At 59.3% G+C, this 17570-nt stretch carries 14 protein-coding genes; 3 read left to right on the top strand and 11 right to left on the bottom strand.

Going from position 1 to position 17570, the window contains the following annotated elements; all coding sequences use genetic code 11:
* Nucleotides 1-9: 9 nt before the first annotated feature.
* The 6 genes from EM6_RS10940 to EM6_RS10965 form a co-directional block, all read right to left on the bottom strand.
* A complete protein-coding gene (locus EM6_RS10940; protein ID WP_126422731.1) occupies nucleotides 10-789 on the bottom strand; it encodes an ABC transporter permease in 780 nt (259 codons plus the stop codon).
* 1 nt (nucleotide 790) lies between these two features.
* Complete coding sequence (locus EM6_RS10945) at nucleotides 791-1591, bottom strand: ABC transporter permease (protein WP_126422733.1); 801 nt, start codon at nucleotides 1589-1591, stop codon at nucleotides 791-793.
* The gene (locus tag EM6_RS10950) at nucleotides 1578-2753 is read right to left on the bottom strand and encodes an MFS transporter (protein WP_172961203.1); all 1176 of its coding nucleotides are present in this window, start codon (nucleotides 2751-2753) and stop codon (nucleotides 1578-1580) included. The genes EM6_RS10945 and EM6_RS10950 overlap by 14 nt, the downstream gene beginning before the upstream one ends.
* Before the next feature lie 155 nt (nucleotides 2754-2908).
* Nucleotides 2909-4000: an ABC transporter substrate-binding protein gene (locus EM6_RS10955; RefSeq protein ID WP_126422737.1), complete on the bottom strand. Its 1092-nt coding sequence runs from the start codon at nucleotides 3998-4000 to the stop codon at nucleotides 2909-2911.
* A gap of 11 nt (nucleotides 4001-4011) precedes the next feature.
* Nucleotides 4012-6471, bottom strand: coding sequence for a TonB-dependent receptor (locus tag EM6_RS10960; protein WP_126422739.1), 2460 nt, complete (start codon nucleotides 6469-6471; stop codon nucleotides 4012-4014).
* Between the two features lie 27 nt (nucleotides 6472-6498).
* A complete protein-coding gene (locus tag EM6_RS10965; RefSeq protein ID WP_126422741.1) occupies nucleotides 6499-7566 on the bottom strand; it encodes an ABC transporter substrate-binding protein in 1068 nt (355 codons plus the stop codon).
* Nucleotides 7567-8254: 688 nt separating this feature from the next.
* Here EM6_RS10965 and dusA point away from each other — a divergent pair.
* Nucleotides 8255-9295, top strand: a complete 1041-nt coding sequence (gene dusA / locus EM6_RS10970; RefSeq protein WP_126422743.1) for a tRNA dihydrouridine(20/20a) synthase DusA — start codon at nucleotides 8255-8257, stop codon at nucleotides 9293-9295.
* Here dusA and EM6_RS10975 read toward each other — a convergent pair.
* Nucleotides 9279-9806, bottom strand: coding sequence for a TIGR02281 family clan AA aspartic protease (locus EM6_RS10975; RefSeq protein ID WP_126422745.1), 528 nt, complete (start codon nucleotides 9804-9806; stop codon nucleotides 9279-9281). The two genes, dusA and EM6_RS10975, sit on opposite strands and share 17 nt — an antisense overlap.
* 352 nt (nucleotides 9807-10158) lie before the next feature.
* On the opposite strand from EM6_RS10975, the gene EM6_RS17365 reads away from it, so the two are divergent.
* A complete protein-coding gene (locus tag EM6_RS17365; RefSeq protein WP_172961088.1) occupies nucleotides 10159-10296 on the top strand; it encodes a hypothetical protein in 138 nt (45 codons plus the stop codon).
* 82 nt (nucleotides 10297-10378) lie between these two features.
* Here EM6_RS17365 and EM6_RS10980 read toward each other — a convergent pair whose 3' ends face one another.
* The 4 genes from EM6_RS10980 to EM6_RS10995 all read right to left on the bottom strand — a co-directional run bounded on the left by EM6_RS10980 (nucleotide 10379) and on the right by EM6_RS10995 (nucleotide 14639).
* On the bottom strand, nucleotides 10379-10753 hold the full coding sequence (locus EM6_RS10980) for a hypothetical protein (RefSeq protein WP_126422747.1): 375 nt from the start codon (nucleotides 10751-10753) through the stop codon (nucleotides 10379-10381).
* Nucleotides 10754-10977: 224 nt separating this feature from the next.
* Entirely contained in the window at nucleotides 10978-11340 is a 363-nt protein-coding gene (locus EM6_RS10985) for a hypothetical protein (RefSeq protein ID WP_126422749.1), read from the bottom strand.
* A 231-nt stretch (nucleotides 11341-11571) separates the two neighbouring features.
* The gene (locus tag EM6_RS10990) at nucleotides 11572-13290 is read right to left on the bottom strand and encodes a methyl-accepting chemotaxis protein (RefSeq protein ID WP_126422751.1); all 1719 of its coding nucleotides are present in this window, start codon (nucleotides 13288-13290) and stop codon (nucleotides 11572-11574) included.
* Between the two features lie 287 nt (nucleotides 13291-13577).
* Nucleotides 13578-14639 carry a cell wall hydrolase gene (locus EM6_RS10995; RefSeq protein WP_232037056.1) on the bottom strand — a complete coding sequence of 354 codons (1062 nt, stop codon included), beginning with the start codon at nucleotides 14637-14639 and terminating at the stop codon, nucleotides 13578-13580.
* Nucleotides 14640-15326: 687 nt separating this feature from the next.
* Between EM6_RS10995 and uvrB the strand changes: the two genes are divergently transcribed.
* Entirely contained in the window at nucleotides 15327-17498 is a 2172-nt protein-coding gene (gene uvrB, locus EM6_RS11000) for an excinuclease ABC subunit UvrB (protein ID WP_232037057.1), read from the top strand.
* Nucleotides 17499-17570 lie beyond the last annotated feature (72 nt).

Raw genomic sequence — 17570 nt, forward strand, 5'->3', positions numbered from 1 at the left:
TGGTAACTCCTAAAGGCGGACACTGCGCCAACTGAGAAGGCGCTGGCTGAGTTGACGGATGAGGGCGTTGAGCAGAAAACCGGTAAGGCCGACGAACAGAACGCAGACCAGCACGACGTCGAGCCGGGCCTGAAGCTGGGCCTGTTGCATCATCGCACCCAGGCCGAAACCCGAAGAGAACAGCAGTTCCACGCCGATGGTCGCGATCCAGGTAAAGGCCAGCGCCTGAAACAGGCCGGTAAACACAGACGGTAAGGCGGCCGGCCACCGCACCCGCCAGAAGGTCTGCCATGCATTGAGGCGATAGATGCGGCTGACATCGAGCAGGCGCGCCTCGGCCTGTTTCAGGCCCTCAAAGGTGAACAGAACCGTCGGATAGAAGGCGGATAAGGCGACGATGATCAGCTTGGCGCCATCGCCAGACCCGAACCACAGCCCGATCAGAGGCAACCAGCCAAGGATCGGCACCTGACGCAGGCTGTTATAAAGCGGGGACACGGCCCATTCGACGGGTTTGGACAGGCCCATGACCGTGCCTACGGCCATGCCGATGCTGCCGCCGATCAGCAATCCGGCAAAGGCGCGCCCAAGGCTGGCGAGATAGGCGCTGCCCAGTTCACCGGAGCCGAAGGTATCGCTCAAGGCCTGACCGATCTGGGCAAAGGAGACGTAGGCGAGCGCTTGTGCGCCGTCCTGAGCCGACTGATGGTCCCACCACAGGAAGAACAGCACCGGTGGAAGAAATCCGATCAGAGGCAGAAGCGTCCTGACGTTGAAGATTTTGGACATGCTACGCCGCCTTCCAGCGCAGAGCATGCGCTTGCAGAAGCTGAAACAGTCGATCAAGCGCGAAGCCGATAACGCCGGCGACAATCACGCCCGCCATGACGATGTCGAGGCGGAACATCTGTCGTCCCATCTCCATCATCTGCCCCAGACCGGAGTCGGCGACGATCAGTTCCGCCGCCACCAGCACCAGCCAGGCGCGGGTCAGGCTGAGGCGCACGCCGGCGAGAATATGGGGCAGGGTGGCGGGGATCAGTATGCGGGTGACCAGCATCCAGGGCGGTGTCCGGTACAGGGCGGCGACCTCAAAATGAGCGCGCGGCAGGCCCTTGACGCTGTCGTAGGCCGCAAGCGCCACCGGGAAAAAGGCGGCCTTGGCGATGACGACGATCTTGAACAAATCGTCGATACCCAGCAGCAGGATCAGCATGGGGATGAAGGCCAGAACCGGCACCTGACGCACGGCCTGAAAGGTCGGGCCGAACAGCCGCTCGACCGTCTTCGACAGCGCCATCACCAGCCCGAACAGCAGGCCGAGCGCGGTGCCGCTGCCGAACCCCCAGACCAGCCGGTTCAGGCTTTCGGACAGATGGCGCTGGAGCTCGCCCGTCCGGATGATTTCAACGAAAGCGGCAAGAACCGCCGCTGGGGAAACGAGGACTTCGGGCGGGAATATCCGCAACGCCGTGATCGTCTGCCACAGAAGCAGCAGCGCCAGAGGCGAGCCGACCGACAGGATCAGTCGCCAGTTTGTCCCTTCGGCTTGCTTGAGTCGTAGCCGCAGCAGGAGATCAGGCTGGGTCATGGGGAGCGCCTTTGACGAGGAAGAAGAGGAGGGCTGCGGCCAGCCACAGAACCGGCAACCACAGGAGGTAAATCGCCTGTACCGCCACAGCCTTGGAGACGAAGCCGCCGCTGAGCGCGCCGAGCGTTGATCCGGTCATGGACGACAGGTTGTAAAGGCCGGAAATCTTGGACTTTTCGCCGGGATGGTGGCTGAGCAGACGCATATTGACGAGGTGGACGAGGGCACTACCGGCGCTCAGAAGCACAGCCCCGAGGGCCAGTTGGACAAAGCCCTGTGCTGTCCCCAGCGTGATCAGTGCCGCCGTGGCCAGTAACAGGCCAGCACTGTAAGCGGCCCACTTATTCAGCCCCTGCGTCAGACGCCCACCCAGGAACAGAGCGAGGACCGTCATGGCCCCGTGGCAGAGCATGACGTGCACGCCGTCCTCTTTGGAAAGCCCGTTAAGATGACTGGCCACGACGATGATGAAACTGGCAAACAGGGAGCCGGTCGCCGAAGAGATGAACTCGATCAGGCACGACTCCGACACGTCCCGATGCTTCAGCAGGCTACGCGCTTCGCTCAGAATGTGTTTGGCCGACAAGGATTTATCGGTGGCGGGCGCTTCATCGGTGAAGAAGAACAGAGAGCCGATCGCCATGATGCCGAACAGACCAGCGATGATGGCGAACACCCAGGGGTAGCTCAGGTGCGGCACCAGCAACGTCGCCAGAGCCGGACCAACCAGCGCCATACCGGCGGTCAGGGCCCCGCGGTACCACCCGGCCTTACCAAGGCCGATACGGTGCAATTGCGCCAGAAAGGTCGAGTTCATCGAGACGATGCGGAAGGGGATGCACAGGCCGATCGACAGTCGGGCGATGGCCAGCCCAACCCAACTGCTTGCAAAGGGTATAAACAGATTGGCGATCAAAGGGCCTGTGGAAGCGATGGCATAGACGCGGCGCGCTCCGAAGCGGGCGATGATAAAGCCCGCGGGCACGGTGACCAGCACCATCCCGATCGACTCCATGGCCATGATCAGGCCGATTTCAAAAGGTTGCGCGCCGATCGACAGGGCAAAGAACTGCGTCACGACCTTCGCAAGGCCGATGGAAACCCCGCTGAGCAAGGCCAGCGAGGAAAAGCCGGTCAGGAACAGCCAGGGGGAGGACGCCAATTTTGCTGTCGTCGGGCCATCCCCCACATTCGGTTCTGAGGGAAGGGCGGGTTTAGTCGGCGCAAGACTAAATTCCGCTATTAACCCCACCCCCCGCCTTTCGGCTGGGCCGTCCTCTGAAGTCAGGGGACGGGCTGAACGCTCTGCATTAAGGCTCATAGTTGGGTCACCGGGGTTTCGTTCCAGAAACCGTCGAGCTTCAGCGCTTTAAGCCCGGCATTGACGAAGGTCGGATCGACAAAGTCGCGGGTGGCGACCTCTTTCTGAACCAGCTTGTTGGTGAAGGTGTATTTCGACACATCGTCAAAATGCGAGACAAAGGCCTGATCTATGATGGGAGAGAAATTGTCTTTCCACGCCCCGCCCTTGTTGGCCAGATCGCGTTCGACGACGCTGACCGGACTATTGCCGCGCGACGCCAGCTCCAGGTACGCCGTGCGGTTTTCGGGCTGCGAGGCCCAATGCGCCGCCTTCAGATAGGCATTGACCACCCGTTGCGTAAGTTCAGGGTGTTCGGCGGTAAAAGCGCTGCGGGCGAACAATCCCGTACGCATCTTCCATTCCGGATGCGACGCCGTGGACCAGATGATCGTGCCTGCGCCCTTGTCTTCCTGAAGCAGGGCCTCGGACAGGGTAAAGACGGCATCGACCTTACCCGAAGACAGCGCAGAATAGGCCGCCTGTGGATTGAGGTTGTAGATTTTGAAATCGTTGAGCGTCAGACCCTTTGAGTCCAGCAGCTTGGCCAGCGTCAGTTCCCACGGGCGGCCGCGGTGGATGGCTAGCGACTTGCCTTTCAGGTCTTCGATGGATTTGGCCTCAAGACCTTTACGCACGATCAGATAGGCATTGTTCCCGGGGCCTGAGGAGGTGATGGCGCGGATATCCACGCCACCGGATTTGGCAATCAGCGCCGGAAAATCGCCATAGCCCGCGAAGTCGATGCGCCTGGCCGCAAAACTTTCGTTGATCAACGGCCCACCGACAGAGGTCGGCACCGGGAAGAAGGCCAGCTTGACGCCCTTTGACGCCAATTCGCTCTCAAGCCAGCCCTGATTGATAACGACCTGAGTGAGCCCGTTATAGGTTTGCTTGCCCTGATAAGGATAGGAGATGGCGGCAATCGTCACAGTGGCGGGCAGGGCGGTGGATTTGGTCGCCGCCCTGTCGCCCGCGCGGTTGCCACACGCGCCAAGTGCGGCCGCGCTGCTGCCCATCAGGCCCGCGATAAGGGTACGTCTGAGCATCTGTGCCTCCCTCAGAACTTGGCCGCCAGCGTCACCCCGAAGGTGCGCGGGTCGCCATAGGTGGTCAGACGCGCGCCCTGCTGAGTGCCGAAGGTCAGGATCTTGTAGGTTTCGTCGGTCAGGTTGCGCACATAGGCGCTCACCTCATACCTGTCGCCGAAGGCGGCGGTGATACGGGCATTACCGAGCGCGTAGCCCTTTTGCCGCTGGTACTGGCTGACGAGGTAGTCGAGCTTCGACGGATCGTCTTCCTGCGCATTGACGGTGAACCACTGTGAGGTGCGGTAGCTCCAGTCGCTTTGCAGTGTCACGTCGCCGAAATCGGTCGGAATGCGATATTCAACGGCTACAGTCCCGGAAAATTTCGGGGCCCGTGTGAACTCGTTGCCTTTACCGAACAACTGACCGGTATTGGGGTTGTTGGGGATAAAGTTGTCGGTGTATTCGGTGTCGAGCGTCCCCAGCGCCGCATCAATGCGCAGATTGGTCGTCGGACGCGCCGAAAGGTCCAGTTCGATCCCGCGTGACCAGCCCTGGGCGTTGATCAGGCGCGCTGCGAAGGCCGTCGTGCCGCCGGTGACGATGGGCACCCCCTGCACCAGCACCTGCGCCTTTTTGTAGTCGTAGTAGAAGGCCGACAGGTTCAGACGCAGCTTCTTGTCCCACCATTGCGATTTCAGACCGCCTTCGTAGGAGTAGAGATCTTCCGGCTCGATGCCGTTCGGGTCAAACTGGTTCGATTGGGTGGCTGAGGCCTGAAAGGTGCCGGAACGGAAGCCGCGCGCGTGCTTGGCATAGATCAGAATATCGTCGGACAGCTTGTATTGCGGGGTAATATCCCAGGTCCAGCGGTTCCAGGTTTTCGAAGGCGAGGAGACAAAAGGCGCATAGGGGGTGGTCGCCGTGACAGACGACCGCAGCCACCACTGGCCCGGATTGGTGAAGGTCACCAGTGGCTGAGCCGCTGTCGGCGTATTGGCGGGATTGACGGTATTGCCCCGGCGCGTCGCGGCTTCGCCCGCGCCGTTAAAGATGTTTATTGTAGCGTCACGCTGTTCCGAGGTGTAGCGCAGCCCGCCGGTAATTGAGAAGCGGTCGGTGATATTCCACGTCCCTGACCCGAAAAGCGCATAGGACTTGGCTTCCTGATCATATTTCACATTCTGGAAGTAGGTGTGGCGCCAGCGCTGGGCACCGGTGCCGCGATCCAGATAGGCCGTGGTCTGCGTGGTTGCCGTTGAGGAGTCAGACGAGAAGTCTTCCCAGAAGTAGTGGAAGCCGGCAATCCAGTTGAAACGATCCGCCCGTGGCGAGGTGAGGCGGAATTCCTGCGTAAACTGACGGCTTTCGATGTCGGCATAAGACCGCGAGCCTTCAAAGGGTGTAAAGTCCCCGTCGGACTTCGACACCTGACGACCATTGTCGGCAGCGGTAATCGAGGTCAGGGTGTAATCACCCCGCGACCAGTTGAGCGTCAGCGTTGCACCTGTCTGATCGGTCTTGGATGAGCCATCCACATTGGACGCACCGACATCAGGAGCCTTGGTTGCGGCGTTTCCGTAGTCATCAAAGCCCGCGCTCGCACCTTTGAAGGTCGCATTGTCGGGATAGGCCGGCTCGATATAGCGCGCAATCGGCGTGCCGTCCGAGTTGCGGGCCCGCAGAGACAACAGCGCTTCGAAATCGTCGTTCGGACGATAGAGTAACTGAAAGCGAACGGCGGAGTCGCTCACCTTGCCGAAATCGTCTTCGCCCGTGACTGTGTTGGTCGCTATGCCGCCACGCTTTTCGGTGCTGAACGACAAACGCGCCGCCAGTGTCTCTGACAATGGACCCGTCACGGCACCCTGTGCGTTATAGCTGTCGAAATTACCCAGCCCAACCCGGGCAAATCCGCCCGGCGTAAACTGCGGTTTGCGCGAGACGTAGTGAATCGCCCCGCCAACCGTATTCTTGCCCCATAGCGTGCCTTGCGGCCCCCTCAAAACTTCGACGCGATCAAGGTCAAAGGCCGGAAAGGCCTGAAACCAAGGTGCATTGAGATAAACTTCGTCTACATAGACACCGACCGGGTTGACGACATTAGCCGCCGGATCGTTCGAGCCGATGCCGCGGATGAACCAGCGCGGGCGATTGCGCGACTCGGTTTGGGCAGCGGACGCATTTGGGATGAACCGCACCACATCGCCAGCCGAGCGGATTTCCTGCCGTTCCAGCGCGCTGCCTGACACCACGCTGAGGGCGGTCGGCACCTTCTGGGCGCTCTCGGAGCGCTTGTTGGCCGTAACCACCACGGTTTCAACGGCGCCAGCCTTGTCATTGCGACGCAGGGCGGCCTCTTCGGCGGCTTGGCGCGTGATCGACTGATCGTCCGCCGGGGTTGTCTCATTGGCAAAGGCGGGGACCGTAAAGGCAATAAGGGTCGTGGAGGCGAGCCAAAGCGCGCGCCGTCCGATAAGGGAGGTCGTCATAAGAGAAGCTTCTTTTTATCTGTCGGGTTATTGCGCGGCGATCGCGCTTTCGAGGGCTTCAAAGCCCGCGTAGGAAATCCACTGCTGAACGTCGAAATCGGCCTTCAGGAAGCCATGGCGGAACAGGAAGTCCTTGAAATCCGCCAAGGCTGCAACCGCCTCGTCATTCAGGAAAGTGTCGAGGTTTTGATGAACGTTCTCGCCATAGGCCGCGCGCACCAGATCAGGGTAACTCGACGTTTCCCGAGCAATGAAATCATGGGTTTCGGCGGGGTGCTGACGTGCCCATTCCCCAGCCTGCACCACACGACCGAGAAAGCGCGCGACGATATCCGGACGGGCATCGAGCAGGGCCTGATCGACCGTCAGGGTGCGGGGCGCGCCATTGTTGATTCGGACCTTCGGATCGGGGTGGAAACCAATATCTGTGACCACATGGGCAGCAAGGGCGCGCGTAATCTCAAGCCCTGACACGCCTTTGACGAAGATAGCATCAACTTCGCCGTTAAGCAGGGCCTTGATCTCCGCGAAATAGCCTGAACGGCGGCGAATACGCCTGCCGGAAGCGTCGATGTCAGCACCCGCATCGGCAAGCGTGGGTGCGACCACATCGACGAGTTCGACATCCGTGAGCCCAAGACCTTCCAGTCGCAGCACCTGATCGTAGGCGCGCAGCGCCGTGGCCCGGTTGAAGTCGATAGAACCTGGGTTTACGGGCAGGGCGAGGCGACGCCCCTTGAGGTCCTTGCTCGTGGAAATGCCGGAACCAGGCAGGGTAATCACCAGCAGGGACTCATCTGTCCAGTTCAGGCCGATTACGCGCGTTTCGCGTCCATTGGCCCTGGCCCAGATGGCCGGTATATTCCCTCCTTGTCGGAATGAGTTTTGTAGGGTGTGATCGAAATGAGATTCCTTGACCGCTGGATCGAGACTTTCCTGAAGGGATTTCAGTTCCAGCCCTTCGGCGGCAAATTCATCGCGAAAATAGCCAAGTTGAACCGCAAGACCCAGGGGCGTGGGCACGGGGCAGCGTGTGTACCAGAGGTTTGGAATCGTCTCTGAAAAAGTCGAATTCTGTAAGGAATTAGAGCTCATGGGGTGAGCCTTTCTGAGGAAAATGGCAAGGCGGGAGCGACGCGCAGCCCCGTCTGCTGGTGGCGCGCAATCAGGCTTGTCGTGGAATTCGGTGGGTCGCGACGTTGACGTCAAGCGATACCTAACCTGCGCCTCGCTGCGTGCGTCGGCGTTGATTAATTCCTACTAATATAATTTTATATAAGCAAATTAGAAATTCTAGCGTCACTCGCGACTGAGGCTAATGGCCCGCAGGACATCTACACACCTCGTGCCATGAGCAGCGAATTTAGCGCACTCATCGCTGGCTTATGGATTGTGTGAAAAATTTCAACAGGCCCGAAGCGGTAGCTGGACTTGGAGAAAAAATGAGTGAGGCTTTATTGCACCTCTATTGTGGCTTCTTTTTTGACTCACTTTATCTTTGAGATTCATCGCTAAGGGACGGAAAAGCCTTATATGGGCGCAACATTGTACAAAATTGGACGGACTTGATCCGCAATATCTGGCGCGGTACATCATTTTACAAAATAGTACATCAATGTTGTACTTTTTCGCGGCGTGCTTCTTTGTTGGGGCAAGGTTATCAAGGCTGTAAAATCTATAACGCATTGAAAAATATTGTAAATAGAATGAAAATTCGTGTATTGGATCTGTTGGTTTCCTCAGTCTGTCCAGTATGTTGACTGGATCGTAATTTCGTAACTTTATGAAAGAAAATCAATTGTTTAAGCCGTCAAGGTTTTCCGTGGCGCCGATGATGGACTGGACGGACCGGCATTGTCGGGCCTTTCACCGGACCCTGACGAAGGGGGCGCTGCTCTATACCGAGATGGTCACTTCGCGGGCGATCATCAATGGCGACCGTCAGAAGTTGCTCGGCTTTTCCGAGGTCGAGCATCCGGTGGCGCTGCAACTGGGCGGGTCTGAGCCGGATGAACTGGCGGCCTGTGCCAAGATTGCCGAAGATTGGGGTTATGACGAGGTCAACCTCAATTGCGGCTGTCCGTCCGACCGCGTGCAGTCGGGGTCGTTCGGGGCTTGTCTGATGCGCGAACCACAGCTTGTCGCTGACTGTATGCAGGCCATGGGCGAGGTGACCCGGCTGCCCGTGACGGTTAAGTGCCGCATCGGTGTCGATGATCAGGACGAAGAGGCGGCCCTGTTTGCGCTGGTCGAAGCCTGCCGCCAGGCGGGGGTGCGGACCTTTATCGTCCATGCGCGCAAGGCGTGGCTTAAAGGACTATCTCCCAAGGAAAACCGCGACATCCCGCCGCTCAATTACGAACTGGTCTATGCCTTGAAGCGCGCCCATCCGGATTTGACGATCTCGATCAATGGCGGGATTGGCACGCTGGAGGCGGCCGAAGCGCATCTGAAACACGTCGATGGGGTCATGCTGGGCCGCGCCGCCTATCATGAGCCGGCCCTGCTGGGGCAGGTGGACCGGCGTATATTTGGCGGCGAGGCCGATGTCGGGCCATTTGAGGCGCTGGAGGCCTATCGCCCCTATATGGGGGCGCAACTGGCGGCGGGTGTGCATCTGTCGGCCATTACGCGGCACATGCTGGGGCTGATGCACGGCCTGCCCGGTGCGCGGGCCTTCCGGCGTATCCTCACGGTAGAGTCGATCCGTCCCGGCGCGGGGATAGAGGTGCTGGATCAGGCCATCGAGGCGGTGCGCGACGCCATGGCGTCGTCTCAGGCGCGACGTGAGGCCTATGAGGCGAGCCTTACGGACGCAGGATAAGGCTGCCCTGCGTGGCCTCAAAGCGGCTGAGACGGCCCAGATAGCTCATGCCCAGTAGTGAGGTGGACAGGCCTTCGCGGATGACCAGGGCCTCGACATCGTCCATCTGGCTCTGGCCGATCTGCACGCGGTCAATAACGACGCGGGCGGCCTGCGTCTTGCCGCTGGCGGTGGTGACGTCCTGATCGTAGGTGAGGGTGTTCAGATTGATGCCCAGACGGCGGGCGTCCTGCGGCGTCAGGGCGACCACAGAGGCCCCCGTATCGACCAGAAATTTCACCGTTGTGGTGTTGACCCTTGCCTCAGCCCAGTAGTGGCCGTCGGCCGCCTTGGGGATGGCGGTGACCCCGCCGATGGTGCTGGGGGCAGAGACACTGTGCGTCTGGGACGTTTGCACCACGGTCGCGGTTTCATCGCCTTTGGAGGTGAAGCCTTCGTGCCGTACCACCAGCAGGCCGGTGGCCACGGCGCTGGTGATAGCGCATCCCAGAATAAACGCAGATCTCAGCATAACGAAACCACCACCACCGCTTTCGGGCTGCCCGTGACGGGCGACCGGTCTTTTCCGGTTGGTCACAGTCTATGCGGATAAGGTTTTTTTATCGTGAATCGGCGAAAATGCGGCGTGTTCGGATGAAATTAAATTGAAAAATTGAATTTCGAAATTTAAAATAATAAATAAAAACAATGAATTGTATAATTCATAATTCAATTTTTACTCCGATTACGGAATGGTTGTTGCGCGTTTTTTGAGTTTGTGGCACATTGGTATCCGACGCGACGACGGCTGAGAGAGGTGAGAGTCCCCTGAGAGTTTGCGACGCGTCTTCTTGTTCATCTTGTCATGAAAAAGGAGGCGCATTGTGATGAACGACAATGAAAAGAAACAACACGCTATGACTTCATTCGCCCTGTTTGGCGGAGTTTTTCTGGGGCAAAAGCCTAAATCCGGGCCGGTGCAAAGCCGCCCGCAGGATTTCAGGCCTTTCGGACGAAAATAACGTCAGAACGTGACGCAAACCCAAAACGCAAAACCCTCCGCGATCACTCGCGGAGGGTTTTTTTCAGTCGCCTCGGGACGACTTAGTTGGAAGCCAGCTTCACGCCGGCTTTGGCTTCCGCAGCGGCCATGTTCGGCGACGCCTTGGTGATCTTCACCGACGGGTTCGAGCCGCCAGCGCCAAAGCGCGCGGTGCCTTCGACCCAATACAGGCCGTCAGCGCCCAGGAAGTTGTACTTGAATTCGATTGAGTAGGTGCCGGCGCGCACGTCGCAGGCATTGACGTTGACCATCTGCTTGCCGGTGACGGGAACGACCTTCGACACAGCGGCCTTGGCCAGACCGGCGAGGGCGGAGCCGGCTTCGGCCTGCTGTGCGTCATCGCACTCGGCGGCTTGGGCGGCGCCCGTCATACCCAGAACGGCGACGGCGGCAATCATAAGGCTTTTCTTGATCATCTCTTTGTAGCTCCTTGAGTTTCTTCAGGATGACTACACTCTATCTGATAATGAATAATCTTAAGTTAAACAGGGCATTAGGAAATTTTTACGGAGATTAACTCCGTTATTTCAATTACTTGAAATACAAGGGGGTAAATCTTAATGGCGTCCGGAGACGAGAAAAAATAAGCAAAAAAATGAAAAAAGCCGCCGGACAGATCGTGCCCGGCGGCGTTTATGTCTTAGTTCGAGGCCAGCTTGATGCCCGCCTTGGCTTCGGCGGCAGCCAGGTTCGGGCTCAGACGCTTCAGCTTCAGGTCTGTCACGGCCGTGCCATTGTATTTGGCTGTACCTTCGACCCAGTACAGGCCACCCGCGCCTAGGAAGTTGTACTTGAATTCAGCGGTGGCGGTCTTGCCGGCGGCGTCGCAGGTATTGATGCTCACCATCTGCTTGCCTTCGACGGCAACGGCCTTGGACACGGCAGATGCGGTGGCGGCCGCGATCGCCTTACCGGCGGCGGCTTCCTGGGCTTCGTCACACTCGGCAAAGGCCGGAGCGGCAAGGGCGGTCAGGGCAAGGGCGGAAAAGATAACGGCTTTCACGGCGTAAAACTCTTTCTGAATCGGTACTGGGCATTCGGCCCACGGGGAGGAGGACGGGATGCGTTGTTTAGCGCGAGTTCAATATACCTATGAGTGTTTAATTGCCGGTGAATCTATTGTGCGGCGCGATAATTATTTTCACACCTAAAGACGGTTTTTGTGGATAAGCATACAAAAAACCCCTCCGGAGGGCCTCCGGAGGGGATGTCAGGCTGGATTTTAGCGCTGGATTTAGGCGGCGGTCAGTTCGGCCAGGAAACGGCGGATATTTTCGCTCATGGCTTCCGTGCGTTGCGTCAACTGACGCGCGGCGCCCAGCATCTCGGTCGAGGCCTTTTCCGTATCGGCGGCCGAGGCCGACAGTTGTGAGACGGAGGTGGAGGCGGTGGTGGTGCCGTCCGAGGCTTCGTTGACGTTGCGGGCGATTTCGTTGGTCGCGTCGCCTTGCTGGTGCACCGAGTCGGCGATGGACGAAGCGATTTCGTTCATGTGCTTGATGGTGGCACCGATACCGCGGATAGCCGAGACGCCGTTCTGGGCCGCCGTCTGGATGTCCTTGATACGCTCGCGGATTTCGTCCGTGGCCTTGGCGGTTTGCTGCGCCAGCGACTTCACTTCCGAGGCCACGACCGCGAAGCCCTTACCGGCTTCACCGGCGCGGGCCGATTCGATGGTGGCGTTCAGCGCCAGCAGGTTGGTTTGCTGGGCGATTGCGTTGATGAGGTCCACAACTTCGCCGATCTGATCGGCAGCGCGGCTCAGCTCGACCATCGAGTCGTTGGTCTTGTCGGCTTCCGACACCGCTTCGGCGGCGATTTCCACCGAGCGGACGGCCTGATCACCGATGACGCCGATCGACGCCGACAGTTCGGTGGTCGCCGAGGCAACGTTTTGCACGTTGTCGGCCGAGTTGCGGATCGAGGAGACCGCCGATTGCGAACGGCGCTCGTTTTCCTGCGCGATGGTGAGCAGGGTGCGACCGTTGGCGTCGAGGTCCGAGGCGGCGGCCGACAGGGCGTCCAGCATGTCCTGAGCTTCGTGGCGGAAGCGTTCGGCCAGTTCCGACATCTGACGGGCGCGTTCTTCGCGGGTCTTCATGGTGGCGGCTTCGATTTCGGCGAGGCGCAGCTTTTCTTCGGCATTGGCCTTGAAGACATTGAGGCTATCGACGACCGACTTCAGTTCATCGCCCCGCGCCAGGGATTGAATGTCCACATTCAGATTGCCACGCGCCAGTTCTTCGGTGGTCTTGGCGATGCGGTTGATGCCGGTCACGGTAGCGCGCGAGAAGACGAAGGCGATACCGCAGGACAGGACGGCCATGATGGCGGCGAAGACGGTCAGCATGGAGATGCCTGTGGTCTGAGCCGTGCGGGCAGCTTCGGCGTCCGCCTTGGCCTGAGCGACCTGACCGGCGATGATCTTGTCCGAGAGTTGGGACATCTTGGCGTAGCCTTCGTCGAACTGCGACATCAGCGGTGCGACGGAGGGGAAATCGACGGTCATGACCGAGCCGGCGAACTCGACGGCTTCCTTATAGGTCTTGACCTCCTTGCCGAGGTCTTCGAGGTCCTTCTTCTTGGTGGCGTCGGTGGTGGCACCGGCCATAGACTTGATGCTGGTTTCGATCTTGCCGAGGTCCTGTACGACCAGGGCGACCTTCTGATCGGCATTGGTGCCAGCACCTGACGCCTGATCGGTCATGGCGCGGAACAACTGGCCATTGGCTTCCTTAATGGCCGACTTGATGTCGCCCATGGCCTGAACGGCGGGGAGGCTTTGGGTATTGATGTTTTCGATCGCCTTGCCTTGCGTGTTCATCACGGTGACGGCCCCGAAGGCCAGCGCGACGATCAGCGCGGTGGCGACGGCGGCCGGAGTCATGAACTTCAGCGTGAAGGACAGGTTGGAGATGCTCAGCTTGCCGCCGGCAGATTTCGACTTAGTCATTATGGCCCCTGACAATCTAGTGTCTGCGTTTCCGGTACGGTTTTGGGTGACCGCCCGGAGAAATGGTTTTTCTAGGGCCTCGGTGCGTGATCCAACTAAAGGCACGACTCACCACGCGTCCGCAAACCCCGGATTGTCAGGCAGGGTGTCAGAACATAGTTGTCGAAACCCTAACATCCGTCATTTTTTTTGTCTTATAATGAAACACGGGTAACCTTAATAAAAACAGCGCCTAAGGGTTACCCTAGGCGCTGTGGTGTCGTTTTTTCGTTTAGAAAATCGCCCGGTTACGGCTTGGCGTGCGTTGCCACTTTCGCGGCCTGCGTGAGTGCTTGGACATCCTCGCTCTTGACTTGTGACGACAGGGCGATGGCCTTTACAGCGCTATCCTTGCTGGTGTCCCGCAGATGGCTGAGGGCGTCAGAGGCCTTGGTATCCGCCGGGGCTGCGGGCAGGACAGGGGCTTCCGTCGTCTCTTTCGCCTGCTCCAGCGTCGGGGCCGCCGAAGGGCGGACCTGATCGGCGGCGGCCAGCATCTGCGCGCCCCGGCTGGAGAACTGATAGAAGGCGTGGTTGCCGATGGTGGCGGTGCGTTGCATGCGTACCGACCAGTCGGGAGAGATGCCCAGTACATGGAAATGGGTCGAAGCGCCGACCGACTTCATCACATAACCGTCCAGCGCGTCTTCGGCGACGGTGCGAGCGCGTTTCCAAGCCCAGCTTTCGACGCGGTTGGACATGATGCCGTTGCAGGTGAAGCTGAACTGACAGCCGGTGCGCTTCACCGCGCCCTGATAGACCACATTACAGATGGTCTTGGGGTAGGCGGGGTGACGTACGCGGTTCAGGATCACCTGAGCCACGGCGCGCTGACCGGAATCGGTTTCGCCGCGCGCTTCGTAATAGACGGCCTGAGTCAGGCAATCGAGGTCAGAGGCGGAGCGGTTCTTGAGATCAAAGGGCGAGGCCGGGGCCGTGCGTGAGGGCACGCGCATCAGGCCCAGATCAAGGCTGGCCTTCAGCACCGGGGCGGAGGCGGCTTCGGCCTTGTGCGCGCGGGCCGGGCCGACCAGAGACGCAAACAGGTCGGTACGCTGGCGGTCCTGACGCAGGCGCATCGTGGCCACAGGCGAGGTATAGGATTCGTGACGCATGACCAGCGCGATGGCGCGGCGGTCCAGATCGTCCTGAAGCGCGGCGATATGCTTTTCGCCGTTCATCTGACGCAGACGGTCCGCGCCATAGGAGTGATCATTCAGGCTCATCAGGCTTTCGGCCTGTTCGCGGATTTGCGCGTCGCGCGTCAGCTTGCCGCCTAACCAAGCAGAGCCAAACGCAGCGGTCAGCATGAGGCTAGAGCCGCCAGCGGCGGTCAACAAGCGCATCTGACGGCGCGTAAGAGACAGGTTCAGACCCAAAGGTGTCTTGTCCTCAGTAACGAGAGCGCACCGCGCTCCCTGACAGAGGGCAACCCCACCATACATTCTTCTGAATGCATCAGGCCGTTTCACAACACGGAAACACAGCCTTCCGGGGGCGCCGGAGCCGACGAAGCACATAACTGTGCCTATCGACGGCCCGTCTTATAGCCAGAAATGTGGCAAAAATGTGTTAAAGCGTCAATCGCGTAAAAGGAGCATCAGTTCAGAGGGGGGGCGAGTGAGAAAATTTCTCATATAATGCCTATTTTTTATCAAGATGTGCGCCGCAATGACTTTTTATATTATAAAGTATTGAGGAGATAAGCTTATCCTCTTTTTTCTTGAGATATTCATGGAGGTGGCTTTCGGTTTTGCGATCATTACAATTTAACGAAGTTTACTCACGTGGCGCAAAAGTGAAACTCAGGCGCCGGGCATGTATAGAACATTGTTATGTTAAATTTGCGGCTTCAAGGCACTGGAATCCCGAATAAATCCCTCTCAGGCGGGGGAGTCACGAAAACTTGAAGCCCGTAAAACGGTCAATCTGGCCGTGGGGCGCAAAAGCCGCGGGTCGCCCCTTTTCATTTTTTTGCAGGACGCTATGTTGTGTTCATGAACCGTTCTCATCTCGCCCGCCTCATTTTCGAAGATGCCCGCCGTTACGCCGCTGATGTCGGCGCGCAGGACTTCCCGCCGACCCTGTGGTCGCCGCACCGCCCCGACCGGCCGCAAAAGTCGGAAGGGGGGCGGCGGTTCGTGCTGCATTCGGCCTATGAACCGGCCGGGGACCAGCCGGCGGCGATTGCCGAACTGGTTGAAGGGGCCAATGCGGCTGAGCGCGATCAGGTCCTTCTGGGCGTCACCGGGTCGGGCAAGACCTTCACCATGGCCAAGGTGATCGAGGCGACGCAGCGCCCGGCGCTGATTCTGGCGCACAACAAGACGCTGGCGGCGCAACTCTATAGTGAGTTCAAGGCCTTCTTTCCGGAAAACGCGGTCGAGTATTTCGTCTCCTACTACGACTACTACCAACCCGAAGCCTATGTGCCGCGCACCGACACCTATATAGAGAAGGACTCGTCGATCAACGAACAGATCGACCGGATGCGCCACGCGGCGACGCGCGCGATCCTTGAGCGCGACGACGTGATCGTGGTGGCCTCGGTGTCGTGCATCTACGGTATCGGTTCGGTCGAAACCTACACGGCCATGACCTTTGAACTGAAGGTGGGGCAGACCATTGACGAGGCGCAGTTGCGCGCCGATCTGGTGGCGCTGCAGTATAAACGCAATGACGCGGCCTTTGAGCGCGGCACCTTCCGCCGCCGCGGCGACGTCATCGAAATCTTCCCGGCCCACTACGAAGACCGCGCCTGGCGGGTGTCCTTGTTCGGCGATGAGATCGAGGCCCTGACCGAGTTCGATCCTTTGACCGGCAAGAAGACGGCGGACCTGAAAGACCTCAAGGTCTATGCGGCCAGCCACTATGTGACGCCGCGCCCGACCCTGCGTCAGGCCATCGACCGCATCAAGGCGGAACTGAAACTGCGGCTGGATCAACTCCATGCCGAGGGCAAGCTTCTGGAGGCGCAACGCCTTGAGCAGCGTACCACCTTTGACCTTGAGATGATGGAGGCCACTGGGGCCTGCGCCGGTATCGAAAACTATTCGCGCTATCTGACCGGACGGGCGCCGGGAGAGCCGCCGCCGACCTTCTTTGAGTATCTGCCGGAAAATGCGCTGCTGTTCGTGGATGAAAGCCACGTCACCGTGCCGCAGATCGGCGGCATGTATCGCGGCGACTTTGCGCGTAAGTCGGTGCTGGCCGAATACGGCTTCCGCCTGCCGTCGTGCATGGATAACCGCCCGCTCAAATTCGAGGAGTGGGAGGCGATGCGGCCGCAGACCGTCCACGTTTCGGCGACGCCCGGCAACTGGGAGATGGAGCAGACCGGTGGCGTGTTTACCGAACAGGTGATCCGCCCGACCGGCCTGATCGACCCGCCGGTCGAAATCCGCCCCGTTTCGACCTATGGTGCCAATCAGGTCGATGACGTGATTGCCGAGGTGCGTGAGGTCGCCAAAAACGGTTATCGCTCTCTGGTCACGGTGCTGACCAAGAAGATGGCGGAAAACCTGACCGAATATATGCACGAGCAGGGTATCCGCGTGCGCTACATGCACTCCGACATCGACACGCTGGAGCGCATCGAAATCATCCGCGACCTGCGGCTGGGGGCGTTTGATGTACTGGTGGGGATCAACCTGCTGCGCGAAGGCCTCGACATCCCCGAATGTGGCTTTGTGGCCATACTTGATGCCGATAAGGAGGGTTTCCTGCGCTCGGAAACCTCGCTGATCCAGACCATCGGGCGGGCGGCGCGCAACGTCGAAGGTCGCGTCATTCTTTATGCCGACAAGATGACAGGGTCGATGGAACGGGCGCTCGCTGAAACCAGCCGCCGCCGTGAAAAGCAGATGGCCTACAATGCCGAACACGGCATCACGCCGGAAAGCGTCAAGCGCGGTATTTCCGATATTCTGGATAGTCCGTATGAAAAGGCTGACCGTGTTCAGGTGCCGGTGGGCGTCGCGGCCAAGGACTCCAAGCCCTTCCTCGGTTCCAATTTTCAGGCCACGCTCAAGGACCTTGAGACGCGCATGCGTGAAGCCGCGGGCAATCTGGAGTTCGAAGAGGCGGCCCGCCTGCGTGATGAGATCAAACGTCTCAAACTGCTGGATCTGGAGTTCGCCAAGGATATGATCGGGGACGGAGCGGCATAAATTTACCGTTAGAATGCTTCGCGAGCGTTTCAATCCGATACTGAGGCTTGTGCGTCACGCCCCTGTTACGAA

The organism is Asticcacaulis excentricus (genome assembly GCF_003966695.1).
Lineage (GTDB): Bacteria > Pseudomonadota > Alphaproteobacteria > Caulobacterales > Caulobacteraceae > Asticcacaulis > Asticcacaulis excentricus_A.